Below are 19768 nucleotides of genomic sequence, written 5' to 3'. Positions count from 1 at the left end.
CAGCATGCACATCAAGGAAGTCGTTCTGGACAAGTTCAAGAGCTTCGGGCGGACGACGAGGATCCCCTTCTACGAGGACTTCACGGTCGTCACCGGCCCGAACGGCTCGGGCAAGTCGAACATCATCGACGCGGTGCTGTTCGCGCTCGGACTGGCACGCACCCGCGGGATCCGCGCCGAGAAGCTGACCGACCTGATCTACAACCCCGGCCACGAGGGCGACGGTGAGGTCGAGGGGCCGAGCGAGGCCTCCGTCACGGTGATCCTCGACAACGAGGACCGTGCGCTCGAGCGGAGCCAGGTCGTCTCCGCGGCCGGCTCCGAGAACGTCGGCGACGTGGACGAGATCACCATCAAGCGCCGCGTCAAGCGCACCGAGGACAACTACTACTCCTACTACTACCTCAACGAGCGCTCGGTGAACCTCTCGGACATCCAGGACCTGCTGGCGCAGGCCGGCGTGACGCCGGAGGGGTACAACGTCGTCATGCAGGGCGACGTGACCGAGATCATCAACATGACCCCGTATCAGCGCCGGGGGATCATCGACGAGATCGCCGGCGTCGCGGAGTTCGACGCGAAGAAGGAGGCCGCCTTCGAGGAGATGGAGACGGTCGAGGAGCGGATCGGCGAGGCGGACCTCAAGATCGGCGAGAAGCGGGACCGCCTCGACAGGCTCGCGGACGAGCGCGAGACCGCGCTGGAGTACCAGGAGTACCGCGACGAGGTCGAGCAGTACCGCGGCTACCTCAAGGCGGCCGAGCTGGAGGAGAAGCGCGAGACGCTCGGCGAGATCGCCGACGACATCGCCGAGAAGGAGGCCGAACTCGCGGAGCTCCAGGAGGAACTCGACACCCGGCAGGGGAAGGTCACCCGGCTGGAGACGGAGCTCTCACGACTCAACGACGAGATCGAGAGCAAGGGCGAGGACGAACAGATCGCGATCAAGTCCGAGATCGAGGAGGTGAAAGGCGACATCTCCCGCATCGAAGGCGAGATCGAGAACGCGGAGGAGCGCGCCGAGGAGGCCGAGACCGAGCGCCGGAACGCGTTCGTCCAGATCGACCGCAAGCAGGAGACGATCGACGACCTCGAGGGCGACATCAAGGAGGTCAAAGTCGAGAAGGCCTCCGTGAAGGCGGAGATCGCGGACAAGCGGTCCGAGCTCGCGGACGTGCAGGCGGAGATCGACGGCATCGACACGCAGTACGACGAGCTGAAGGCCGACCTCGCCGAGCGGAAGGAGCGGCTGGAGGCCGTCAAGTCCGAGAAGAACGAGGAGCAGCGCGAGAAGGACCGCCTGCTCGACGAGGCGCGCCGCCGCTCGAACGCGGTGAGCGAGGCCCAGACCGAGCTGGAGGAGGCCCACGAGGCGATCCCGGACCTGAAGGCGCGGATCTCGGAGCTGAAGGGCGAACTCGACAAGGCGGAGCGCAACCGCGAGACGATCGAGTCGACGGTCGAGGAGCTGTTCGCCGAGAAGGCGGAGCTGCAGGAGCGGCTCGACGAGATCGACGAGACGCTGCGTGGCAAGCAGAACGAGTACGCGAAGCTGGAGGCGAACGCCGACCAGCGCGGCGACAGCTCCTGGCCCCGCGCGGTGACGACGATCAAGAACGCCGGCGTCGACGGCGTCCACGGCGCGGTCGGCGAACTCGGCGCGGTCGACCCCGAGTATGCGGAGGCGTGTGAGACCGCCGCGGGCGGTCGGCTCGCGAACGTCGTCGTGGACGACGACGGCGTCGGCGAGACGTGTATCGACCACCTCAAGAGCCGGAACGCGGGCCGGGCGACGTTCCTCCCCATCACGGAGATGGACGACCGGAGCCTGCCGCGGAAGCCCTCGATGCCCGGCGTGGTCGACTTCGCGCGCAACCTCGTCGACTACGACAGCGAGTACGAGTCGATCTTCTCGTACGTGCTCGGGTCGACGCTGGTCGTTGAGGACATGCGGACCGCCCGCGACCTGATGGGCGACTACCGCATGGTGACGCTGGAGGGCGACCTCGTGGAGAAGTCGGGCGCGATGACCGGCGGTTCCGGCGGCGGTTCGCGCTTCTCGTTCACGAAGTCGGGCGGCGGCAAGCTGGAGCGGCTCGCCGAGGAGATCTCGGAGCTGGAGGACGAGCGCCAGGCGCTCGACGCCGAGATCCGCGAGCTGGAGTCGGACATCGACGACGCCCGCGAGCGGAAGAGCGACGCGGCCGACCGCGTGCGCTCGGTCGAGTCGGACATCGAGCGCGCGGAGGCGGACCTCGCGGACCAGCAGGACCGCATCGAGGAGCTCGAGGACGAACTCGAGGCGCTCCGCGAGGAGCGCGAGGCGGTCGACGAGGAGATGGCCGCGATCGACGACGCCATCGAGGAGTTGAACGCCGAACAGGCGGAGCTGGAAGCCGAGATAGACGAGCTCGAGAGCGAGCTGGCGGACTCCCGGATCCCGGAGCTGTCCGACCGGGCCGACGAGATCCGCGAGGAGATCGACGACCTCGAGGACAGACAGAGCAAGCTCGACGGCCGGCTCAACGAGCTCCAGTTGGAGAAGGAGTACGCGGAGGACGCGGTCGACGACCTCCACGAGACGGTCGAGAAGGCGCAGAACCGGAAGGCGGACGCCGAGGGGACCATCGCCGACTGCGAGGACCGGATCGCGGACAAGCGGGAGCTGCTGGAGGAGAAACGCGAGGCCATCGCGGACCTGGAGGAGGAGCTCGCGGAGCTGAAGGAGGAGCGCGAGGCGCTCCGCGAGGACCTGGCGGACGCGAAGGAGTCCCGCGACGAGCAGACGGAGCGAGTGAACGCGGTCGAGTCGACGCTCGCGGACCTGCAGGACAGACAGGACCGGCTGGAGTGGGAGGTCGACGAGTTGGCCTCGCAGGTCGGCGAGTACGACCCCGAGGAGATCCCGGACCACGACGAGGTCGAGAGCCGGATCGCCACGCTGGAGGGGAAGATGGAGGCGCTCGAACCCGTCAACATGCTCGCCATCGACGAGTACGACGAGGTGGAAGCGGAGCTGGACGACCTCCAGCAGCGCCGCGACACTCTCGTCTCCGAGCGCGACGCCATCGAGGAGCGCATCGAGAGCTACGAGGCCCAGAAGAAGGAGACGTTCATGGACGCGTTCGACTCGATCAACGAGCAGTTCCGGGAGATATTCTCGCGGCTCTCGGCGGGGACGGGCGAACTCGTCTTAGAGAACCCGGAGGACCCCTTCGAGGAGGGGCTGACGATGAAGGCCCAGCCAGCGGACAAGCCGGTCCAGCGGCTCGACGCGATGAGCGGCGGCGAGAAGTCGCTCACCGCGCTCTCGTTCATCTTCGCCATCCAGCGGCACAACCCGGCGCCGTTCTACGCGCTCGACGAGATCGACGCGTTCCTCGACGCGGTCAACGCCGAGCGCGTCGGCGAGATGATCGAGGAGCTCTCCGACGAGGCGCAGTTCGTCGTCGTCGGGCACCGCTCCGCGCTGCTGGAGCGGGCCGACCGCGCCATCGGCGTGACGATGCAGGGCGACAACGTCTCGGCCGTCACCGGGATGCAGTTCGGCGGCGACGGCGACGACGAGGGCGAGGAGGTGCCGGCCGATGACTGACGGCTACGTCCCGGACGTGAGCCTCTCCGACCGCGACGACGATGACGACGGCGACGCGGCCGACGACGCGACCGGTCCCGCCTTCGGCACCCCCACGGAGAACGGAGGTGCCGAGAACGCTGCCGCCGAGAACGGCGCTTCGGCGACCGGCGCCGCGGAGGGCGAGTCGGTCGAGGCAGGGGAGGGCTCCGACTCCGGGGCCGTCCCGGACATCGAGCACCCGGACGCCGCGGACGACGGCGAGGTGGAGCCGGTGGAGCTGCTGGTCCAGCTCGCGGAGGAGGGCGAGATCGAGCCGTGGGACATCGACATCGTGCAGGTGACCGACGCGTTCCTCGAGAAGCTGGACGCGACGGACCTCCGGACCTCCGGGCGGGCGCTGTTCTACGCCAGCGTCCTCCTGCGGATGAAGGGCGACGAGATGATGGCGGAAGACGACGGGGACGACGAGCCCGACCAGGAGCCGTGGCAGGCCGCCATGGAGGGCGGCGAGCCCGCGCCCGACGCCGACTTCGATCCCGTCTCGGAGCTGGAGGCGGAGATGGACCGCCGGCTGGAGCGCAAGAGCACCCGCGGGTCGCCGGAGACGCTGGACGAGTTGGTCCGCGAACTCCGGGACGCCGAGCGCGGCACGTGGTGGAAGGACTCCCGCGAGTACGACACCTCGGAGTCGCCGCAGGGGTACGACCGCGGCACGCAGACCGTCGACTACCGCGCCGGCGACGAGTTCCGCGGGGAGCACGAGCCGACCCAGGAGGAGGTCACCGGCGGCACACACGACGAGGACATCGAGGAGGTCATCGAGGACGTGCGCGCCGCGCTGGACGAGCAGTACGGCAAGGGCCGCGAGGAGGTCCTGTTCGCGGAGGTCGCCGACGCCGGCGGCCGCTCGTTCATGACGTTCCTCGCGCTGCTGTTCCTGGCCCACCGCGGCGGGGTCGAACTCCGACAGGACGAGTTCTTCGGCGACCTCTGGATCCGCGACCCGACCGCCGCGACCGGCGAGGCGGAAGCGGTCGCGGACTGAGGGGCGGGGACCGAGTGCGGGCGGAACTCGCGGGAGGCGGCAGCGTTCACGTCCACCCGTGACACGCTCGGTTCGCAGGCCACCGGTCTCTCGATCGCTTCCAGCAGTTCGGCGACGACCGGCAGTTCCGCAAGCGATAGCTGCTTCAACATCTTTTTGTCACTCTCCGGATGCGCACTAATCATGCGTCGCCGCGCCCTCCTCGTGTCCGCGCTGACCGCCGCCTCCGCCGTCACTGCGGGCTGTAGCACCGTCGAACCGCGAACGGAACACACGAATCCGGTCGAGAAAACCAGCGACGACCCCCGCGACGACGAGAAGTATCTCGAGTTTCCCGGGGACGGTGGCGATCTCGCCGTCGTGGGCGTCGACCCTCGGTTTTCCCCCCTGCCGGAGCACTTCCACACGTGGATTTCACACGCTGAGGACACCGAGCTGCAGTCGCTCACACAGCGGTTCGTCGCACCGGACGGTGACGGCACTCCGCCACAGCTCTCGCTCGAGGGCCCGTTCATGGGAGACGCCGAACCCCACCCGTCCGTGTCGCTCTACCGGGACGACGGGGCTGCGGTCGTCGAAGTCCACCGGTTCGGCGAGCTCGCCGACGAGACCGTATTCATCAACTTTCCGGTCATTCGATGGCCGGAGTCAAGCCGGCGGGTCGTCGTCGAGAACACCGTCGAACTCGTTCGGTCGGGACTGCTCGACCGAACACACGTCCTCGACGGACGACTCGAGTTCTCCGCCGAGACCGACGGGAGCGACTGAACCGCGGAACCGGACGGACCCCTCGTCGACGCCTTCACACCTCCACCGCGGCCCTTGCGAACGTGGGTCTGCTCGGGGGCTGCGCACCGACACGGGCCGAGGCCCCCGACCGCCATCGCTTAGTCGCCGGCGGCACCTCTCTCCGGCATGCCTGTCCTCTCCTGTTACGCCTGCGGTCGGACGGTCGAGGCCCCGGCCGCGCCGCGGTGTGAGTGCGGCGAGCCGCGGTGGTTCGAGACGGACCCGGAGGCGCTCGCGGCCCTCGAGTGGCCCGGCTCGCTGGACGCCCGCGCGTGGGCCTTCGCGGACCTCCTGCCGGTCGACCCGCCCGCGGCGGGCGTGGGGGCGGCCGCCGGCGGAACGCCGCTCGTGCGCACGCCGACGCTGGACGAGTACGCGGGCGTTCGCACGTTCGTCAAGGACGAGGGGCTGAACCCGACCGGCTCGTTCAAGGACCGCGGCACGGCGGTGGGGATCGAGCTCGCGCTCGCGGAGGGCGCCGACGCGGTGGGCACCGTCTCGCACGGCAACATGGCGATGTCGACCGCGGCGGGGGCCGCGGCGGCGGGCCTCGACTGCGTGGTCTGCGTCCCCGCGGACATCTCCGCGGAGCGGCTCGGCAACATCGCCCGGTACGAGCCCCGGATCGTCCGCGTCGAGGGGGACTACGGCCGGCTCTACTACGACGCGCTCGAGATCGGTCCCGAGCGCGGCGTCCGGTTCGTCAACTCCGACACGCCCGGCCGCGTCGCCGGACAGAAGACCACCGCGCTGGAGGCGCTCACGCAACACCGCGCGCGGACCGGCGCGGTCCCGGACGCGATCGTCCTGCCGACCTCCTCGGGCGGCCACGCCAGCGGCGCGTACAAGGCCCTGCTGGAACTTCGCGCCGCCGGCCTGCTCGACGAGGCGGCGACGCCGCGGCTCTATCTGGTGCAGGCGGCCGCCTGCGCGCCGGTCGCGGCGGCGTACCGCGACGGCCGCGAGGCGGTGACGCGCGTCGAGCGCGGCGAGACGGTCGCCTACTCCATCGCCAACCCGGACCCCCCGAGCGGGACGCGCGCGCTGCACGGCGCCCGCGAGACGGGCGGCGGCGCTGTCGCGGTCGAAGACGAGGAGATCCTGGACGCACAGCGCCGCCTCGCCGCCGAGGCCGGCCTCACCGTCGAGGCGTCCTCCGCGACGGCGCTGGCGGGCGCCCGCCGGCTCGCGGCCGACGGCGTGCTCGATAGCGAGGACTCGGTCGTCTGCGTCACCACCGGGTCGGGGTTCAAGGAGTCCGTCGGCGCGGCCGCCGGCGACGAGGTCGACGCCGAGACGGTGCCGCTCGACGAGTTGGGCGACCGGCTGTAGCGGGCGCGGGCGCTCGGGCGGTGCGCTACTCCTCCAGTTCCACGATGTCGCCCGGTTCCACGTTCTCGGCCGCACCCGCCGGGAGCTCCACGACGAGGTCCGCGCTCGCGCGGCCGACGCCCACGAACGGCCTGAGCCGCTTCTTGTGGACCACCTCCGGGCCGCGGATCCACAGCGCGTCGATGGCGAAGGGGACGAACAGCATGTGCAGCGTCCGCGGCCGCGGCTCGTCGAACCGGAACGCGAGGCCGTAGCCGTCCGGGACCGACCGCCGGAACATCAGGCCGCGGGCCTGCTGGAGCGTCGTGTCCGCCGTCTCCACGTCGCTCGCGAGCGTGTCGGCCTGCCGGTCCTCCAGCGGGCCGTAGCGGTGGACGAGTCGCACGACCGCACCGTCGCTCGCGGCCGACTTAAACGCTCGCGGTCGGATGGTCGGCGGAGCTGTGCGGGCCACGCGCGGCCCCCTCGCGCGGCCCCTCGCGTGACCGACCGCTACCCCAACCGCTTTGCCGCTGACGGCGGAGCCCCGAGTATGCCCGAGACCGAGACGGATGCGGACCTGTACGCGATGACGTGGGAGGAGGCGGCCGAGGCGGTCGCCACGAGCGACCTCGCGGTGCTTCCCACCGGAAGCATCGAGCAGCACTCCACGCACCTGCCGACCTCGACGGACACCCTGCGGGCCGACTACCTCTCCGCGGAACTGGTCGAGGCGGCGCCCGACCACGGTCTCGAGTTGCTCCGCCTACCCACGCTCCCGTTCGGCTACTCCGAGCACCACATGCGCTTCCCGGGGACGATCACCCTCTCGCGGGAGACGTACGTCGACGTCGTCGTGGAGATCGGCGAGTCGATGGCGGCCCACGGCGTCGACCGCCTGCTGTTCCTGAACACCCACGGCGGCAACAAGGAGCCGCTGGCGATGGCCGCCGACCGGCTCGGCCGCGAGACGGCGCTGTCGGTCCACTTCGTCCACTGGACGGACTTCGCCCGCGAGGACCTCGAGGAGGCCTTCGGCGAGGGATGGGGCCACGCCGGCGACCACGAGACGAGCTTCGTGGAGCTGTACCGACCCGACCTCGTCCGCGAGTCGAAGAAGGAGCCGCAGGAGGCCCGCGAGATGCCCGAGACGCGTTCGTACGAGTACTTCGACGAGGTGACCGAACTCGGCGGCCTCGGCGACCCGACGAACTCGGACACGGACGTGATGGAGCGCGTCGTGGCCGACACGACCGCGAAGATCCTCGAGGCGGTCGCGGCCGACATCGACGCCGGCTGGTAGGCCGACGGCGGCGGAGAGCGATAAGTCGCTGCCGGCGCCCCATCGTTCAAATACGGGGCCGCACAACGGCGGTCATGGAGCGGACACCGGACGGGACGCCGGTCGGCGTCGACGACCCCTACGCGGTCGCGGGCGTCTGCGACCACCTCACGGACAACGGGCGCTGTCGGTTCGCGCTCGATCGCGCCGGCGACGACCCGGAGTTCGCGGCCGCGCGCCGCCGCGACGGGTACGCCTGCCACGTCGGCGAGGAAGGGAACTGGTTCGCCTGCCCCCACTACCGGTCGACGACCGCGAATCGGGAGTGCGCCCGCTGCGGGCTTCCCGAGGTCCGCATGGCGCACGACGACGCCCGGCCCATGCTGGAGGAACACCACCTGATGTACGGCGACGCGGCGCGGGAGTCCGAGGCCGGCGGGGCCGTCGATCCGGACGACTCCAGCGAGCCCGACGACCTCGACGACGCCGGGCCACACGAGATAACGGTCGCGCTCTGTCGGTGGTGTCACGCGAAGGTCCACAAGTCGTTCGCGCGGATCGACGACGACGCCGGTCCGGACCCCGAGGCGCTCGCGGAGCGGGAGTCCCGGCGGAGCAAGGAACAGGCGGAGTTCGGCTTCGCGGCCGCCAGCGAGCGCTACGAGGAGGAGTGAGCCCTCCGGCCCGCGGGGACGACGGCGACGGCCGCCCGAGCGGGCGGATCCATCGCTTCCTTTTTAACCGCCGGGGGGCGTTTCCCCTCCAATGAGCAATCCGTGGGAAGACTGGGACCACATCCTGAAGGTCGACCCCGACAAGGACCTCGTCGGCGACGAGACGTTCGAGGACGTCTGCGAGACCGGGACGGACGCGCTGGAGATCGGCGGTACGCTCGACATGACCGCCGACAAGATGCAGCGCGTCATCGACGCCTGCGCGAAGTACGACGTGCCGATCTATCAGGAGCCGTCGAACCCCGCGGTCGTCGTGGACGACCCGGCGTTGGAGGGGTACCTGATCCCGACGGTGTTCAACTCCGAGTCGCCCTTCTGGATCGTCGGCGCGCACAAGGAGTGGGTCCGCATCGAGAACGGCCTCGACTGGGACCGCACCCACACCGAGGCGTACATCGTGATGAACCCCGACGCGTCGGTCGCGGAGTACACCGAGGCGGACTGCGACCAGTCCGCGGAGGACGTGGCCTCCTTCGCGCGCGTCGCCGAGAAGATGTTCGGCCAGGAGATCGTCTACGTGGAGTACTCGGGCACCTACGGCGACCCCGAGAAGGTCGCGGCCGCCGACGAGGCGCTCGACGACGCCACGCTGTTCTACGGCGGCGGCATCCACGACTACGACGCGGCCCACGAGATGGCGAGTCACGCGGACGTGGTCGTGGTCGGCGACCTGCTCCACGAGGAGGGCGTCGACGCCGTCCGCGAGACCGTCCGCGGCGCGAAGGACGCGCAATAGGGCGTTTTCTGTCGGCGGTTCGAAAGGCGGATTTCTGTCGGCGGTCTCACGAGCCCGTTTACGCCAGACAGGCGGCGACGACGCGCAGCGCCGCCTCGCCGCGCACCTCCTCGGCCAGCAGGGGCACGCGCTTCACGTCGCGGCCGCGGAACAGGTCCGTCGCGCGCCCGAGGGCGTTCTGCTGGACCTCCCAGCGGCGCTGACAGAACTCGCAGTCCTCGAGGTTCGGCGAGACCACCCACTCGGGGTCGACGCCGGTCGCGGCGGCGTTTTCGTCCCCCGCCGCTCCGCCCTCGGCCCCCGCCACGTCGGTCACGTCCGCGAGGTCCTCCATCACCCGGTTGACGACGAGCGTGTTCACCGGGATGTCGAACTCGTCGAGGCGAGCGACCAGCCGTTCGGTCTCCACGACGCTCATCTCCTCGGGAACCATCACGGCGCGGAAGTCCGTCTTCGCGGGGTCCTGCAGCACCGCGCGCAGGCGCTCGATGCGCTCGCGGAGCTCGTCGAGGTCGGCGCTCGGGTCCGGCTCCTCGTCCCCGCCGCCGAACATGCCCGTGATGCCGTCCATCATGCCCGAGAAGCGCTGCCGGAGCTTCATCACGCGGCCGAGCATCGAGTCCATCACCTCGGGTAGCTGAAGGAGTCGAAGGGTGTGACCGGTCGGCGCGGTGTCGACGACGACGCGGTCGAAACGCGGGTCGTCGAGGTACTCCAGGAGCTGTCGCATCGCCGCCGCCTCGTCAGCGCCGGGGACCGTCCCCTCCAGCAGGCCGCCCGCGGGACCCTCGCCGTCGGTCGAGCCGCCAGCGGCACCGCCCATCCCGCCCATGCCGCCCATCGCCTCGCCCATCTCGCCGAGGCCGCCGAGGGGGTCGGCGTCGGTGCCGAACATCCCCTCCTCCATCGCCGCGTCGGGATCGATCTCCGCGGCGAAAAGCGGCGCGTCGGCCCGGATCCGGGTCGGCTCCGCGGGCACGTCGACGTCGAGCGTGTCCGACAGCGAGTGGGCCGGGTCCGTCGAGACGACGAGCGTCGGGACGCCCGCGGCCGCCGAGGCGAGCCCGGTCGCGGCCGCCATCGTCGTCTTGCCGACGCCGCCCTTCCCGCCGTAGAGCACGTACTCCGGCGCGTCGACGGTCTCGGGGAGCGGCGCGCCCTCGGTCGCGGCGAGGTCCTCGGCGTCCGGGGCGGTGTCCCGAGCCTCGGCTGGGGCCGACCCGTTCGCCGACTCCTCGTCGTCGACCGTCTCGACCGGCTCGACGTCGATCTCGTCCATGTCGCCCGGGAGGGCGGGCCGCCTTGTGTACCCGTCGGTCGCTGGCTCGGTCGGGGAGCGAGCCCGGGCTTCGATCCCGATCCGCGGGCCCCGCGAGCGCTACGAGAAGTAGTCAGCCAACCGCTCGGCCGCCTCGACGGCCCGAGGGGTGACCAGCGCGAACCGGACCCACTCCTCGCGGGCGGTGCCGAACGTCTCGCCGGGCATGCCCGCGACGCCGGCCTCGTCGACGAGTCGCTTGACGTTCGCCATCGTGCCGGGGAAGCCGTCGAAGCGCGCGAGGACGTAGAAGCCGCCTTCCGGCGTCGTGTACTCCGCGCCGGCCTCATCGAGCGCGGCGGTGAACGCGTCGATGCGTTCCTCGAGCATGCCGCGGGCCTCCGCGTAGTAGCTCGGGGGCGTCTCGCGGAGCGCGTGGAGGACGGCGTACTGGGAGGGGCGCGGGCCGGTCACGTTGACGAGCATGTGGCGCGTGCGGGCGGCCTCGACGTGCTCTTCGGGGAGGATCGCGTAGCCGACGCGGAACCCCGTGATCGCCATCGACTTCGAGAAGCCGCCGGTGACGATCCGGTTCGGCGAGTCGATCCGGAGCGCGCTCTCGAAGGAGCCCGTGTGGTCGAACGCCTCGTACACCTCGTCGACGACGACGAGCGCGTCGTGGGCCTCGGCGAGGCGGACCACCTCGGCGACGGCCTCGGGGTCGTAGACCGCACCGGTCGGATTGTTGGGCGTGTTGCACATCACGAGCGCGGTCTCGTCGCTCATCGCCTCGCGGACGGCCGCGAGGTCGAGGCCGCCGTCGCGCGCGGTGGGGACGAGCCGCTGGGTCCCGCCGAGCATCTCCACCTTCCCCGGGTAGTAGGGGTAGACGGGGTCCAGCAGGAGCGCCTCGTCGCCGGCGTCGCGGTCGAGCGCGCGGGCCATCGCGAGGTAGTTCGCCTCGCCGGTGCCGACGGTGATCACGACCTGCTCCGGGTCGACGCCGCGCCGCTCCGCGACCGCGATCCGGAGCTCCCGGAGGCCGTCGCTCGGCGGGTACTGGAACGCGTCCGGCGAGAGCTCCGCGTACTCGGAGAGGGCGGTCCGCAGGGCGCCGGGCGGCTCCCAGTCGGGGTTCCCGCTCACCATGTCGATGACGTCGCCGTCCGCGCGGGCCGCGTACTGCATCACGTGGAAGAACTGCGGCTCCTCGTACTCCATGTGCGGTCCTCGGCGGCGGCCCCCGTGGCTCTTTCGTCCGCGGCACGGCTCCCGGCCGACCGCGGGCGTAGACCGGGAGCCTCGCGCCCGCGTCGCCGTCGAGGGAAACGCTTGAGTCGGTCCCGGGAAGAGAACGCGCCATGAACAAACGCGGCCACGTCCTGAACGCGCTGCTTCTGGCGATCGGGCTCGGGTTCGTCCTCGAGCCGGCGGTCGACGTCGCGACGGCCGAGAAGATCGGGCAGATCACGGTGCCGATCGTCCTCGGCGCGCTGTTCCCGGACGTGGACACCGCGTTCGGCAAGCACCGGAAGACGCTGCACAGCCTGCCGGTGCTCGCGGTCGTGATGGCGTACCCGGTCGTCTTCGACAACCTCCACTTCGTCTGGATCGGCGTCCTCACCCACTACCTGCTCGACGTGGTGGGAAGCAAGCGCGGTATCGCACTGTTTCACCCCTTCTGGGGCGAGGAGTTCGGGATCCCGGTCGGCGTGACCACCTCCAGTAAGTACGCGGACTTGGTGACCGTGATCATTACCGGCCTGGAGATCGCGGCCTTCTGGGCGGTTCACACCTACGTCGTGGACCTCGACGTGGACCTGTCGGCCGCCTCGCAGGCGATCGGGGTCTGAGGCCCCGGCCAGTCCCCGCGCGCACCCCCCATCTCGTCGGTCGGGGTTCGGGGCGAATGCGGTGCTGATTCGGACGCGGGGCGGTGCGGTCGCGGTGCTGTGCTGTGCTGTCGGCGCGCGCGAGAAACGCGCGCGAGGGAGGCCGCGGGCCGGCCGCCTGCGGTGTGTTGCGGTTTCGCGGCCGGCCCGCGGCCGAGGTTGGGGAGGTGCGAGGCTGCGGTGCGGTTGCGGTGGGTGGGACCGAAAGGGGCAGTCGGCTCGGTCCCGCCCGGACGACGCAAGCACTCGCGTCGGGCTGTGCTGAGAGACGCGAGCGCACAGCGAGGCCCGGCGGGTCGAGCCGGCTGGGGCTTTCCGAGTGTCGCCGTCCCGATCAGCAGGATCAGTAACAGACACAGAAAATGCACCGTACAGAGAGCCGGGTGGGACTTTCCGAGTGTCGCCGCCCCGATCAGCAGGATCTCCACCGGAACCGGATCGGCAACCCGGCTCCCGTCCTCACGCCTCGTCGTCCGCGTCGACGACCTTCTTGCCGGTCGCCTGCGGCAGCACGCGGCGGTCGGCGTCGGTCCACTCGCGGTCGAGTTCGCGGCCGTCGAACAGGCGGTCCAGAAACACCGCGAGGCCGGCGACCTCGGAGTGGGGCTGGTTCGTCACGCCGACGTTGAACTCGGCGCGCTCGTAGAGCTCCCACGGCACCTTCTCGCCGCCCACGACGATCAGGAGGGGCTCGTCGGCGTGCGCGTCGCGCACCTCGGACTCCACGTCCTGCACGCGCTCGCCGTACATCGTGAGGTGGACGACGGTCCCCTCCCAGTCGCGGACGACGGCCGTCTGGTCCTCGCGGAGCTCGACCTCGAAGGGGCCACCGAAGCGGTCGGTGATGTCGCGGATCGTCTCCGCGGACTGGCCGGCGTTGTCCGGGAGGAGCACGCGGTCGGCGCCGAGCGCGCGCGCCGTCAGGCCGACGTGGGTCGTCATGCGGTCGTCGCGGCCCGGCCGGTGGCCGAAGCGGAGCACGGCGACCTCGGGTTCCTCGTGCATGTCCCGACGGACGGACGCGGCCGGTTAGGGGGTTTCGATGCGGCGACCGCCCGCGACCGGAACGCCCTTCCCCGCCGCCGGGAAAGCGCGCGACATGGAGCTTCAGGACGCGCGCGTGCTCGTCACCGGCGGCGCGGGACTCGTCGGGTCTGAGCTGGCCCGACAGCTCGCGCCGGACAACGACGTGGTCGTCGCGGACGACCTCTCGAACGGCCTCCGCGAGACGGTCCCCGAGGGCGTCGAGTTCCGGCAGGCCGACCTGCTGGACCCCGCGGACGTGGCCGAGGTGATCACCGAGGAGCTCGACATCGTCTTCCACCTCGCGGCCGCGAACAAGTACGTCAACGCCGAGGACACCCGCGGGCAGTTCGAGGCGAACGGCGAGTTGACGATGAACGTCCTCGAGCGCATGGACGAGGTCGGCGTCGACCGCATCGCGTTCACCTCCTCCTCGACGGTGTACGGCGAGGCCCCGCGCCCCACGCCCGAGGACTACGCGCCGCTGGAGCCGATCAGCGTCTACGGCGCCGCCAAGCTCTCGGAGGAGGCGCTGCTGTCGGTGTACGCGCACTCGCACGGCTTCCGCGTGTGGAACTTCCGGTTCGCGAACGTCGTCGGGCCGCGCTTCGGCGCGGGCGTCGTCCCGGACTTCGTGGAGAAGTTGGCCGACGACCCCGAGACGCTCACCATCCTCGGGAACGGGCGCCAGGAGAAGTCCTACATGCACGTCGAGGACTGCGTCGCGGCCATGCGCCACGTCGTGGAACGCGCGGACGACGCCGTGAACACCTACAACCTCGGCTCGCGGACGACCACCTCGGTCACACGCATCGCCGACATCGTCGCCGACGAGATGGGGCTCGACCCCGACTACGAGTACACCGGCGGCGACCGCGGCTGGACCGGCGACGTGCCGAAGATGCGCCTCTCCGTCGAGAAGCTCGCCGCGCTCGGCTTCGAGCCGCCGGGCTCCTCGGACGAGGCGGTCCGCAGGGCCGCCCGCGAACTCGTCGCGCGCGTGGACCGGCGCGACGACCTTCATCCCGACCGGGTTTGATCCGGCGGCGCCCCACCCGAGAACCGGATTCTGACGAAAGACGCGGTTCTGCGTCCAGTTTGCACGCGGGCGCTCGGGACAACTCGGCGCAGCTTTCACAAGCTTTCCTCATCAAGAACAGCCCGTAATTATGGGCCTCGTGACGACCCTCAAGCGGACGCTCTCGGAGTCCGAATCGGGCGATGACGAGGACGCCACGTTCGACTATCGGTGTGCGGGCTGTGAAACCGAGTTCTCGAAGCCCCGTAGCCGGATGGTCCGTGTGACCTGTCCGGACTGCGGTTCGGCGGCGGTCCGCGCCGTCGACTGACCGCGCCGCGGCGCGGTCACTCCCCGAACGGGGCGAACTGGCCGTTGATGTCCCACTCGTGGACGCAGTAGACGTTCCCGGGGTCGTCCGCGACGAGCCACGTCTCGGCGTCCTCGCTCCACGTCTCCGTCCGGCCGCAGTTCTCGCACGTCCGTTCGGTGGGCGTCCGGAGCGTCGTGTGCATACCCGAACGAGGGTGGTCGATCACCAAAAGCGTGACTCCGTCGGCGAGCGGCGCCGCCCGCGAGCGGGGCCTGCGAGCGGGGCGGGCCTCCGGTGGCCGAGCCGAAGACCTATCCTCGCCGCCCGAAAACTCCGTTCCACCACGCCATGCACCGAACCGGTCACTACGGCGCCGCGCTGTGTCTGTACGCCCCGGTCGGCTTCCTCGCGCTCGCGGCCGGCTTCGCGGAGCTCGCGGTCGCGGGCGGGGTCGTCGCGGTCGGGGGTGCGACGGTCCCCGACCTCGACCTCCGGGTGCCGTTCCTCCCCCACCGCGGGCCGACCCACACCGTCTGGTTCGCGGCCGCGGTCGCCGCCGCCTGCGCCCTCGGCGGTGGGGCGCTCGGGGCCGGCTCGGGCGCGCTCGCCGCGGTCGGAGTCGGCGCGTTCGCGGCGCTGGCCGGCGCGGTCGCGATCGGCTCCCACCTGCTCGCGGACGCCATGACGCCGATGGGGATCCGGCCGTTCGCGCCGCTGCGCGACGACCGCTACTCGCTGGAGGCGGCACGCGCAGCGAACCCGATCGCGAACTACGGGCTGCTGGCGCTCGGCGTCCTGCTGACCGCGGCCGCCGCGGCCGGCGGGAGCGCCGTCGCCGGCGCGGTCGGGTAAGCCGCGACCCCCTCGCGAGCGTCCCGCTCCGAAAACGATAAACGCCGAGTCGCTCATCGTCGACCATGATCAAGCTCGTCGAGTTCGTCGTCCGCAAGGAGGAACTGTCCCACGCCGAGTTCGCGGACTACTGGCTCCACGACCACAGCCCGATCGCGAAGGAGATGCCGGGGCTGAAACGCTACGTCACGTCGCTGCCGGCCGACCCCGAACAGTCCGAGTACGACGGCGTGTTGGAGCTGTACTTCGAGGACACGGACGCGCTGTCGGAGGCGTTCGACTCGGAGGCCGGCCAGCGGACGATGGCCGACGCGGAGAGCTTCCTGCAGGTCGGAGAGGGGCCGCGCATGATCGTCGAGGAGACCGTCCAGCTGGACGAGACGGCATAGCGGGCGTTCCGCCATAGGGAGGGACCGGGCGCCCGCGGCGACCGTGACGCCCGCGGCGACCGTGGCGACCGCGGCGACCGTGACGCCGGCCGGGACACGGTAAGGACCGCGAACTACCCACTGAGCGCGTTGTTCCGCGTCGACAGCAGGTGCACTATCGCTGAGACGCCGAGCACCGCGGCGGTCAGGAGGCCGTACACGGTCCCGGAGAGGGCGGCGAACGGCGGCGTCCCGATCGCGGCCGCACCCACCAGGAGAAACGCCACCACGGCGAGCCCGAGATAGTACTCGCTCCACAGGAGGTCCTTCCCCGTCACCACCTCGAGATAGATCTGCAGATCGTCCGCATCAGAGGTGAGCGAAACCGTCCCCCGGTTCCGGTCGTAGTCGATGAACCCCTCCCGCGCCAGCCGCGGCAGATGCGACTGGTGGAGCGAGGTGTACACGCGCTTCCGCTGATCGTACGTGACTTCGTCCGTCTCCACGCCGTTCTCCCACGCCGCGACCTGCCTCGCGATGTCGCGGACGGCCGCCTTCTCGTCTACTTCCTTTAGGTACCGTACCGTTTCGCGGCGTCGACGGTTACTCAGTACCTTCAACACCGTGTCCATCGAGTCGGGCTCGACGGAGCGGTCCGTGGAGTCGTTCTTTTTGTCTGGCTTTCTCTCCGGCGACCTGAGGTTCATGTTGTCCCACCACCAAGCCCCTGATCCGAGTCATGGGTGATAAATATTGCTACCATTTGAAATATTCAACTCATAGATCACTACCGTGGGAAGCCCGTTAATAACGTGTTTACCGCCGGTATGCGTGTCATAACTACACCGCTGAAGCGTCCTCGTTCGATTGATGTCTAACGTTCCCAATGTATTGATCGAGCGAATCCGCCGGAGGGAGTACACGGGACCCAACCGCTGTGTGCCCTGTACGACCCTGAACCTCGTGGTGGTCGCCGTCGCGGCCGCGGTCCTCGGGAGCGTGCGGCCCGCGCTGGGCGTGGGGCTGGCGATCGTCGGCGTGCTGTCCGTCTGGCTCCGCGGCTACCTGATCCCGGGCACGCCCTGGCTCACCGCGAACTACCTCCCGCGACAGGTCCTCGCCCTGTTCGACAAGGAGCCGGCCGCAGAGCGCGCGTTCATGGACGACGGTGCAGGCGGGGAGACGGCGGAGGACGCGGAGGCCACCCTGTTGGAGTCCGGGCTTCTCGTCGTCGATCCGTCGGGAGCGGACCTGATGATCGCCCCCGACGTGGCCGACGACCTGCGGGCCGCGGCGGCCGCGGTGAACGCCGGCCCCTCGGACGAGGAGACGCTCTCGCGGCTCGCCGGGATCCCGGCCGAGGACCTCCGGTTCGGGTGGGAGGGGGACGCGTACGTCGCGCAGTTCGGCCACGAGAAGATCGCCGTCTGGGAGTCGCGCTCGGCGTTCGTCGCGGACGCGGCCGCGGACCAGGTCTTCGCGGACCGGATCCCGGGCTACGCCGACGAGTCGCTCGCCCGCCGGACCGCCCTGCTGGGCGCGTTCCGGATCTTCCTCGACCGGTGTCCGACCTGCCACGGGGAGATAACGGTCGGCCGCGACGTGGTCACGTCCTGCTGTGCCAGCTACGACGTGGTCGCCGGGACCTGTGCGGGCTGTAACGACCGGCTCTTCGAGATCGAGGTCGACGGGACGGACCTCGCGTAGTCACCGATCCGCGTCCGTCGCGTCCCCGCTCTCCAACTTCTCGACCGCGTCGTCGAACGCCGCTTCGAGGGCTTCGTCGCCGGTCGCTCCCGGATGCGCCTCGCGTACTGCGGGGAGGTCGTCAGGGTCGCCGATCTCGCCCAGCGCGTGCGCGGCGAACGAGGGGAACCCGTTTCCGCGTCCGCGGTCGAGCAGATCGCGGAGCGCCGCCCGGACCTCCGCGGTCGGCACGGCGTCCGGCGACCGCGCGGCGACGTATCCGAGCGTGAACGCGTGGTGAGACGGCGCGTTCGCCTCGGACCGAACCGCTTCGACGAGTCGATCCGCGTGGGGTTCGACGACCGCGGGCGCGCGCTGTGCGACCCTCGCCAGGGCGTCCGCGACGTACACGACCGCTCGGAGCCGGTCGGAGGCCATCCACTGTTGCGGCGACGGGATCCCCTCGACCTCGTCGGGATACGTCGCGGAGGCCTCGACCAGTTCGGGGACGAACGGCTCGAACAGGGCCGGGCGGTCGAACACGTGCTGGAGCACCTCCGCTGCGGTGACGCGGACCTCCGGATCCTCGCACGCGAGGAGGGAGACGGCCGTACCCATCTCCTCGGTCGTGATCCCGCTGGGGTCGGCTTCGGCGCGTTCACGCAGGTCGCGAGCGGTGTCGAGATCCGCGGGGGCGTCGGTCCCTCGGGCCGCGGAGTCACCGCTCGCTTCGGGCGCGTCGTCGTCCTGCATTCTCACTCCGTGAGGTCGACGTCGAGGTGGAGGTCGGTGAAGATGTGCGCGTACACCTCTCGCTTGTTCACGCCCGTCTCCGCACAGAACTCGTCGACGCCGCTCGCGGTCCAATCGGTTCGCACGTCGGCGAGCAGGTCGTAGAACGAGACGGAGTACCGGGGAGTCAGCTCGGCCGTCCGGGCGACGAGCCCCTCGTCGACCAGCTCTTCCAGCACGGCCCCGAACGCCGACTCGGTCTCCGGCGGTCCCTCGATGTGGTCGGCGGTCGCGAACTGGTAATAGTGGTCCTGGACGGTCCGGATCGGGCTGCCGTCCTCGCCATCGAGGAACGCGTACGCCCGTTCGGCGGGATCGCTCACGTTGTCGACGCTCGGCTCCTCCAGATCCGCCCCGTATCTGGAGAGGATCGCCTCGACGACTACCGGGTCGACGTCGTGCTGCCGGAGCAACTCCGTGGTAGTCCGCGTCATTGTTCTTCGGTAGACATGTTCGCCTGTTAAGTCTGGTCCCGTCGCCCGTCTGGTCCCGTCGTCACCCCAGCAGCGAGAACCGGTACGACCAGAGGTGGTAGACGCTCACGGCCGCGAAGCCGACGAGCGCGAGGCTCGTCCACAACAGCGGGTCCACGCGCGCGAGCCCGGGCGCGCCGACGAGCGAGCCGAGCACCGCACACAGGCCGACGATCCCGACCCCGCGGTACAGCTCCGCCCACGTCACCCCGAACGACGTGACCACCTCTTGGTACACCCGGAGCTGCTCGGCGTGGGGCGCGAGCCGGACCGTCTGCGCGTCCGCGTCGTGGACGACCACTCCCGACTCCTCGAGCGTCGGCAGGTGCGTCTGCACCAGCGAGCAGTAGACGCTCTCGCGCACGTCGCGCGGCGGGGGCGAGGTTCCGGACTCCCGCTCCGCGACGAACGTCGCCAGGTCGCTGACGGAGATCTCCTCGTCCGCGCGCGAGAGCCGGTCGAGCGTCGCCTGCCGTCGCTCGTTCGACAGCAGCGCGTGAATCCGCGTCTCCGGTAGCGTCACCGGGACCGCCACGTCGATCCCCCCTCGGGTACTCGCGGGTGAGTCATAGCCGGCCTGTCGCAGCCCCCATACGTAGGTATGGGTCGGTTGCCGTCT

Annotated in this window: 22 protein-coding genes; 13 read left to right on the top strand and 9 right to left on the bottom strand. The window is 70.4% G+C overall.

The annotated features are described in order from the left end of the window. Positions 1–4: 4 nt before the first annotated feature. The 4 genes from smc to ACQE3L_RS02250 all read left to right on the top strand — a co-directional run bounded on the left by smc (position 5) and on the right by ACQE3L_RS02250 (position 6743). A complete protein-coding gene (gene smc / locus ACQE3L_RS02265) occupies positions 5–3595 on the top strand; it encodes a chromosome segregation protein SMC (RefSeq protein ID WP_426962175.1) in 3591 nt (1196 codons plus the stop codon). Further along, positions 3588–4622 (top strand): segregation/condensation protein A, encoded by a 1035-nt coding sequence (locus ACQE3L_RS02260; RefSeq protein ID WP_426962174.1) that lies wholly within the window; start codon positions 3588–3590, stop codon positions 4620–4622. Before smc ends, ACQE3L_RS02260 begins: the two co-directional genes overlap by 8 nt. A 183-nt stretch (positions 4623–4805) precedes the next feature. Further along, positions 4806–5390 carry a DUF8121 family protein gene (locus tag ACQE3L_RS02255; protein ID WP_426962173.1) on the top strand — a complete coding sequence of 195 codons (585 nt, stop codon included), beginning with the start codon at positions 4806–4808 and terminating at the stop codon, positions 5388–5390. Between the two features lie 147 nt (positions 5391–5537). After that, complete coding sequence (locus tag ACQE3L_RS02250) at positions 5538–6743, top strand: threonine synthase (RefSeq protein ID WP_426962172.1); 1206 nt, start codon at positions 5538–5540, stop codon at positions 6741–6743. A 25-nt stretch (positions 6744–6768) separates the two neighbouring features. On the opposite strand, the gene ACQE3L_RS02245 is transcribed toward ACQE3L_RS02250, so the two are convergent. Further along, the gene (locus ACQE3L_RS02245) at positions 6769–7128 is read right to left on the bottom strand and encodes a DUF192 domain-containing protein (protein WP_426962171.1); all 360 of its coding nucleotides are present in this window, start codon (positions 7126–7128) and stop codon (positions 6769–6771) included. A gap of 147 nt (positions 7129–7275) precedes the next feature. On the opposite strand from ACQE3L_RS02245, the gene ACQE3L_RS02240 reads away from it, so the two are divergent. The 3 genes from ACQE3L_RS02240 to ACQE3L_RS02230 all read left to right on the top strand — a co-directional run bounded on the left by ACQE3L_RS02240 (position 7276) and on the right by ACQE3L_RS02230 (position 9474). Beyond that, positions 7276–8025, top strand: coding sequence for a creatininase family protein (locus ACQE3L_RS02240; protein WP_426962170.1), 750 nt, complete (start codon positions 7276–7278; stop codon positions 8023–8025). 74 nt (positions 8026–8099) lie between these two features. Beyond that, positions 8100–8678, top strand: a complete 579-nt coding sequence (locus tag ACQE3L_RS02235; RefSeq protein WP_426962169.1) for a DUF7097 family protein — start codon at positions 8100–8102, stop codon at positions 8676–8678. A 91-nt stretch (positions 8679–8769) separates the two neighbouring features. After that, a complete protein-coding gene (locus tag ACQE3L_RS02230; protein ID WP_426962168.1) occupies positions 8770–9474 on the top strand; it encodes a phosphoglycerol geranylgeranyltransferase in 705 nt (234 codons plus the stop codon). A gap of 58 nt (positions 9475–9532) precedes the next feature. On the opposite strand, the gene ACQE3L_RS02225 is transcribed toward ACQE3L_RS02230, so the two are convergent. Then, positions 9533–10753: an ArsA family ATPase gene (locus tag ACQE3L_RS02225; protein ID WP_426962167.1), complete on the bottom strand. Its 1221-nt coding sequence runs from the start codon at positions 10751–10753 to the stop codon at positions 9533–9535. A gap of 99 nt (positions 10754–10852) precedes the next feature. After that, positions 10853–11953 (bottom strand): pyridoxal phosphate-dependent aminotransferase, encoded by a 1101-nt coding sequence (locus ACQE3L_RS02220; protein ID WP_426962166.1) that lies wholly within the window; start codon positions 11951–11953, stop codon positions 10853–10855. A gap of 140 nt (positions 11954–12093) precedes the next feature. Between ACQE3L_RS02220 and ACQE3L_RS02215 the strand changes: the two genes are divergently transcribed. Continuing rightward, positions 12094–12585, top strand: coding sequence for a metal-dependent hydrolase (locus ACQE3L_RS02215; protein WP_058365660.1), 492 nt, complete (start codon positions 12094–12096; stop codon positions 12583–12585). A gap of 498 nt (positions 12586–13083) precedes the next feature. Here ACQE3L_RS02215 and ACQE3L_RS02210 read toward each other — a convergent pair whose 3' ends face one another. Further along, positions 13084–13629: a tRNA (cytidine(56)-2'-O)-methyltransferase gene (locus tag ACQE3L_RS02210; RefSeq protein ID WP_426962165.1), complete on the bottom strand. Its 546-nt coding sequence runs from the start codon at positions 13627–13629 to the stop codon at positions 13084–13086. A 94-nt stretch (positions 13630–13723) separates the two neighbouring features. On the opposite strand from ACQE3L_RS02210, the gene ACQE3L_RS02205 reads away from it, so the two are divergent. Then, the gene (locus ACQE3L_RS02205) at positions 13724–14686 is read left to right on the top strand and encodes an NAD-dependent epimerase/dehydratase family protein (RefSeq protein ID WP_426962164.1); all 963 of its coding nucleotides are present in this window, start codon (positions 13724–13726) and stop codon (positions 14684–14686) included. Positions 14687–14816: 130 nt separating this feature from the next. Then, positions 14817–14996, top strand: a complete 180-nt coding sequence (locus ACQE3L_RS02200) for an FmdB family zinc ribbon protein (RefSeq protein ID WP_426962163.1) — start codon at positions 14817–14819, stop codon at positions 14994–14996. Positions 14997–15012: 16 nt separating this feature from the next. Here the strand turns inward: ACQE3L_RS02200 and ACQE3L_RS02195 are convergent, their stop codons facing one another. After that, positions 15013–15180, bottom strand: coding sequence for an HEWD family protein (locus ACQE3L_RS02195; RefSeq protein ID WP_176696639.1), 168 nt, complete (start codon positions 15178–15180; stop codon positions 15013–15015). Positions 15181–15326: 146 nt separating this feature from the next. On the opposite strand from ACQE3L_RS02195, the gene ACQE3L_RS02190 reads away from it, so the two are divergent. Together ACQE3L_RS02190 and ACQE3L_RS02185 are read left to right on the top strand one after the other, a co-directional pair. Then, the gene (locus ACQE3L_RS02190; protein WP_426962162.1) at positions 15327–15830 is read left to right on the top strand and encodes a metal-dependent hydrolase; all 504 of its coding nucleotides are present in this window, start codon (positions 15327–15329) and stop codon (positions 15828–15830) included. A 65-nt stretch (positions 15831–15895) separates the two neighbouring features. Next, the gene (locus tag ACQE3L_RS02185) at positions 15896–16219 is read left to right on the top strand and encodes an EthD family reductase (RefSeq protein ID WP_426962161.1); all 324 of its coding nucleotides are present in this window, start codon (positions 15896–15898) and stop codon (positions 16217–16219) included. 113 nt (positions 16220–16332) lie between these two features. Here the strand turns inward: ACQE3L_RS02185 and ACQE3L_RS02180 are convergent, their stop codons facing one another. Beyond that, entirely contained in the window at positions 16333–16905 is a 573-nt protein-coding gene (locus tag ACQE3L_RS02180; RefSeq protein WP_426962160.1) for a DUF7344 domain-containing protein, read from the bottom strand. A 163-nt stretch (positions 16906–17068) separates the two neighbouring features. On the opposite strand from ACQE3L_RS02180, the gene ACQE3L_RS02175 reads away from it, so the two are divergent. Further along, positions 17069–17905, top strand: coding sequence for a DUF8054 domain-containing protein (locus ACQE3L_RS02175; protein WP_484494583.1), 837 nt, complete (start codon positions 17069–17071; stop codon positions 17903–17905). On the opposite strand, the gene ACQE3L_RS02170 is transcribed toward ACQE3L_RS02175, so the two are convergent. The 3 genes from ACQE3L_RS02170 to ACQE3L_RS02160 form a co-directional block, all read right to left on the bottom strand. Further along, positions 17906–18637, bottom strand: coding sequence for a hypothetical protein (locus tag ACQE3L_RS02170; RefSeq protein WP_426962158.1), 732 nt, complete (start codon positions 18635–18637; stop codon positions 17906–17908). Positions 18638–18639: 2 nt separating this feature from the next. After that, positions 18640–19110 (bottom strand): hypothetical protein, encoded by a 471-nt coding sequence (locus ACQE3L_RS02165; protein ID WP_426962157.1) that lies wholly within the window; start codon positions 19108–19110, stop codon positions 18640–18642. Between the two features lie 61 nt (positions 19111–19171). Continuing rightward, positions 19172–19684 (bottom strand): DUF7344 domain-containing protein, encoded by a 513-nt coding sequence (locus tag ACQE3L_RS02160; protein WP_426962156.1) that lies wholly within the window; start codon positions 19682–19684, stop codon positions 19172–19174. Positions 19685–19768: the final 84 nt, after the last annotated feature.

Origin of the sequence: Haloparvum alkalitolerans, assembly GCF_050122995.1 — an archaeon.
GTDB lineage: Archaea > Halobacteriota > Halobacteria > Halobacteriales > Haloferacaceae > Haloparvum > Haloparvum alkalitolerans.
This window is presented reverse-complemented; position numbering and strand designations above follow the sequence as displayed.

What these genes read in the sequence shown, in the direction of transcription:
- smc (WP_426962175.1), top strand. Translation starts at nt 5, where the DNA reads ATGCACATCAAGGAAGTCGTTCTGGACAAGTTCAAGAGCTTCGGGCGG.
- ACQE3L_RS02260 (WP_426962174.1), top strand. Translation starts at nt 3,588, where the DNA reads ATGACTGACGGCTACGTCCCGGACGTGAGCCTCTCCGACCGCGACGAC.
- ACQE3L_RS02255 (WP_426962173.1), top strand. Translation starts at nt 4,806, where the DNA reads ATGCGTCGCCGCGCCCTCCTCGTGTCCGCGCTGACCGCCGCCTCCGCC.
- ACQE3L_RS02250 (WP_426962172.1), top strand. Translation starts at nt 5,538, where the DNA reads ATGCCTGTCCTCTCCTGTTACGCCTGCGGTCGGACGGTCGAGGCCCCG.
- ACQE3L_RS02240 (WP_426962170.1), top strand. Translation starts at nt 7,276, where the DNA reads ATGCCCGAGACCGAGACGGATGCGGACCTGTACGCGATGACGTGGGAG.
- ACQE3L_RS02235 (WP_426962169.1), top strand. Translation starts at nt 8,100, where the DNA reads ATGGAGCGGACACCGGACGGGACGCCGGTCGGCGTCGACGACCCCTAC.
- ACQE3L_RS02230 (WP_426962168.1), top strand. Translation starts at nt 8,770, where the DNA reads ATGAGCAATCCGTGGGAAGACTGGGACCACATCCTGAAGGTCGACCCC.
- ACQE3L_RS02225 (WP_426962167.1), bottom strand. Translation starts at nt 10,753, where the DNA reads ATGGACGAGATCGACGTCGAGCCGGTCGAGACGGTCGACGACGAGGAG.
- ACQE3L_RS02220 (WP_426962166.1), bottom strand. Translation starts at nt 11,953, where the DNA reads ATGGAGTACGAGGAGCCGCAGTTCTTCCACGTGATGCAGTACGCGGCC.
- ACQE3L_RS02215 (WP_058365660.1), top strand. Translation starts at nt 12,094, where the DNA reads ATGAACAAACGCGGCCACGTCCTGAACGCGCTGCTTCTGGCGATCGGG.
- ACQE3L_RS02210 (WP_426962165.1), bottom strand. Translation starts at nt 13,629, where the DNA reads ATGCACGAGGAACCCGAGGTCGCCGTGCTCCGCTTCGGCCACCGGCCG.
- ACQE3L_RS02205 (WP_426962164.1), top strand. Translation starts at nt 13,724, where the DNA reads ATGGAGCTTCAGGACGCGCGCGTGCTCGTCACCGGCGGCGCGGGACTC.
- ACQE3L_RS02200 (WP_426962163.1), top strand. Translation starts at nt 14,817, where the DNA reads ATGGGCCTCGTGACGACCCTCAAGCGGACGCTCTCGGAGTCCGAATCG.
- ACQE3L_RS02195 (WP_176696639.1), bottom strand. Translation starts at nt 15,180, where the DNA reads ATGCACACGACGCTCCGGACGCCCACCGAACGGACGTGCGAGAACTGC.
- ACQE3L_RS02190 (WP_426962162.1), top strand. Translation starts at nt 15,327, where the DNA reads ATGCACCGAACCGGTCACTACGGCGCCGCGCTGTGTCTGTACGCCCCG.
- ACQE3L_RS02185 (WP_426962161.1), top strand. Translation starts at nt 15,896, where the DNA reads ATGATCAAGCTCGTCGAGTTCGTCGTCCGCAAGGAGGAACTGTCCCAC.
- ACQE3L_RS02180 (WP_426962160.1), bottom strand. Translation starts at nt 16,905, where the DNA reads ATGAACCTCAGGTCGCCGGAGAGAAAGCCAGACAAAAAGAACGACTCC.
- ACQE3L_RS02175 (WP_484494583.1), top strand. Translation starts at nt 17,069, where the DNA reads ATGTCTAACGTTCCCAATGTATTGATCGAGCGAATCCGCCGGAGGGAG.
- ACQE3L_RS02170 (WP_426962158.1), bottom strand. Translation starts at nt 18,637, where the DNA reads ATGCAGGACGACGACGCGCCCGAAGCGAGCGGTGACTCCGCGGCCCGA.
- ACQE3L_RS02165 (WP_426962157.1), bottom strand. Translation starts at nt 19,110, where the DNA reads ATGACGCGGACTACCACGGAGTTGCTCCGGCAGCACGACGTCGACCCG.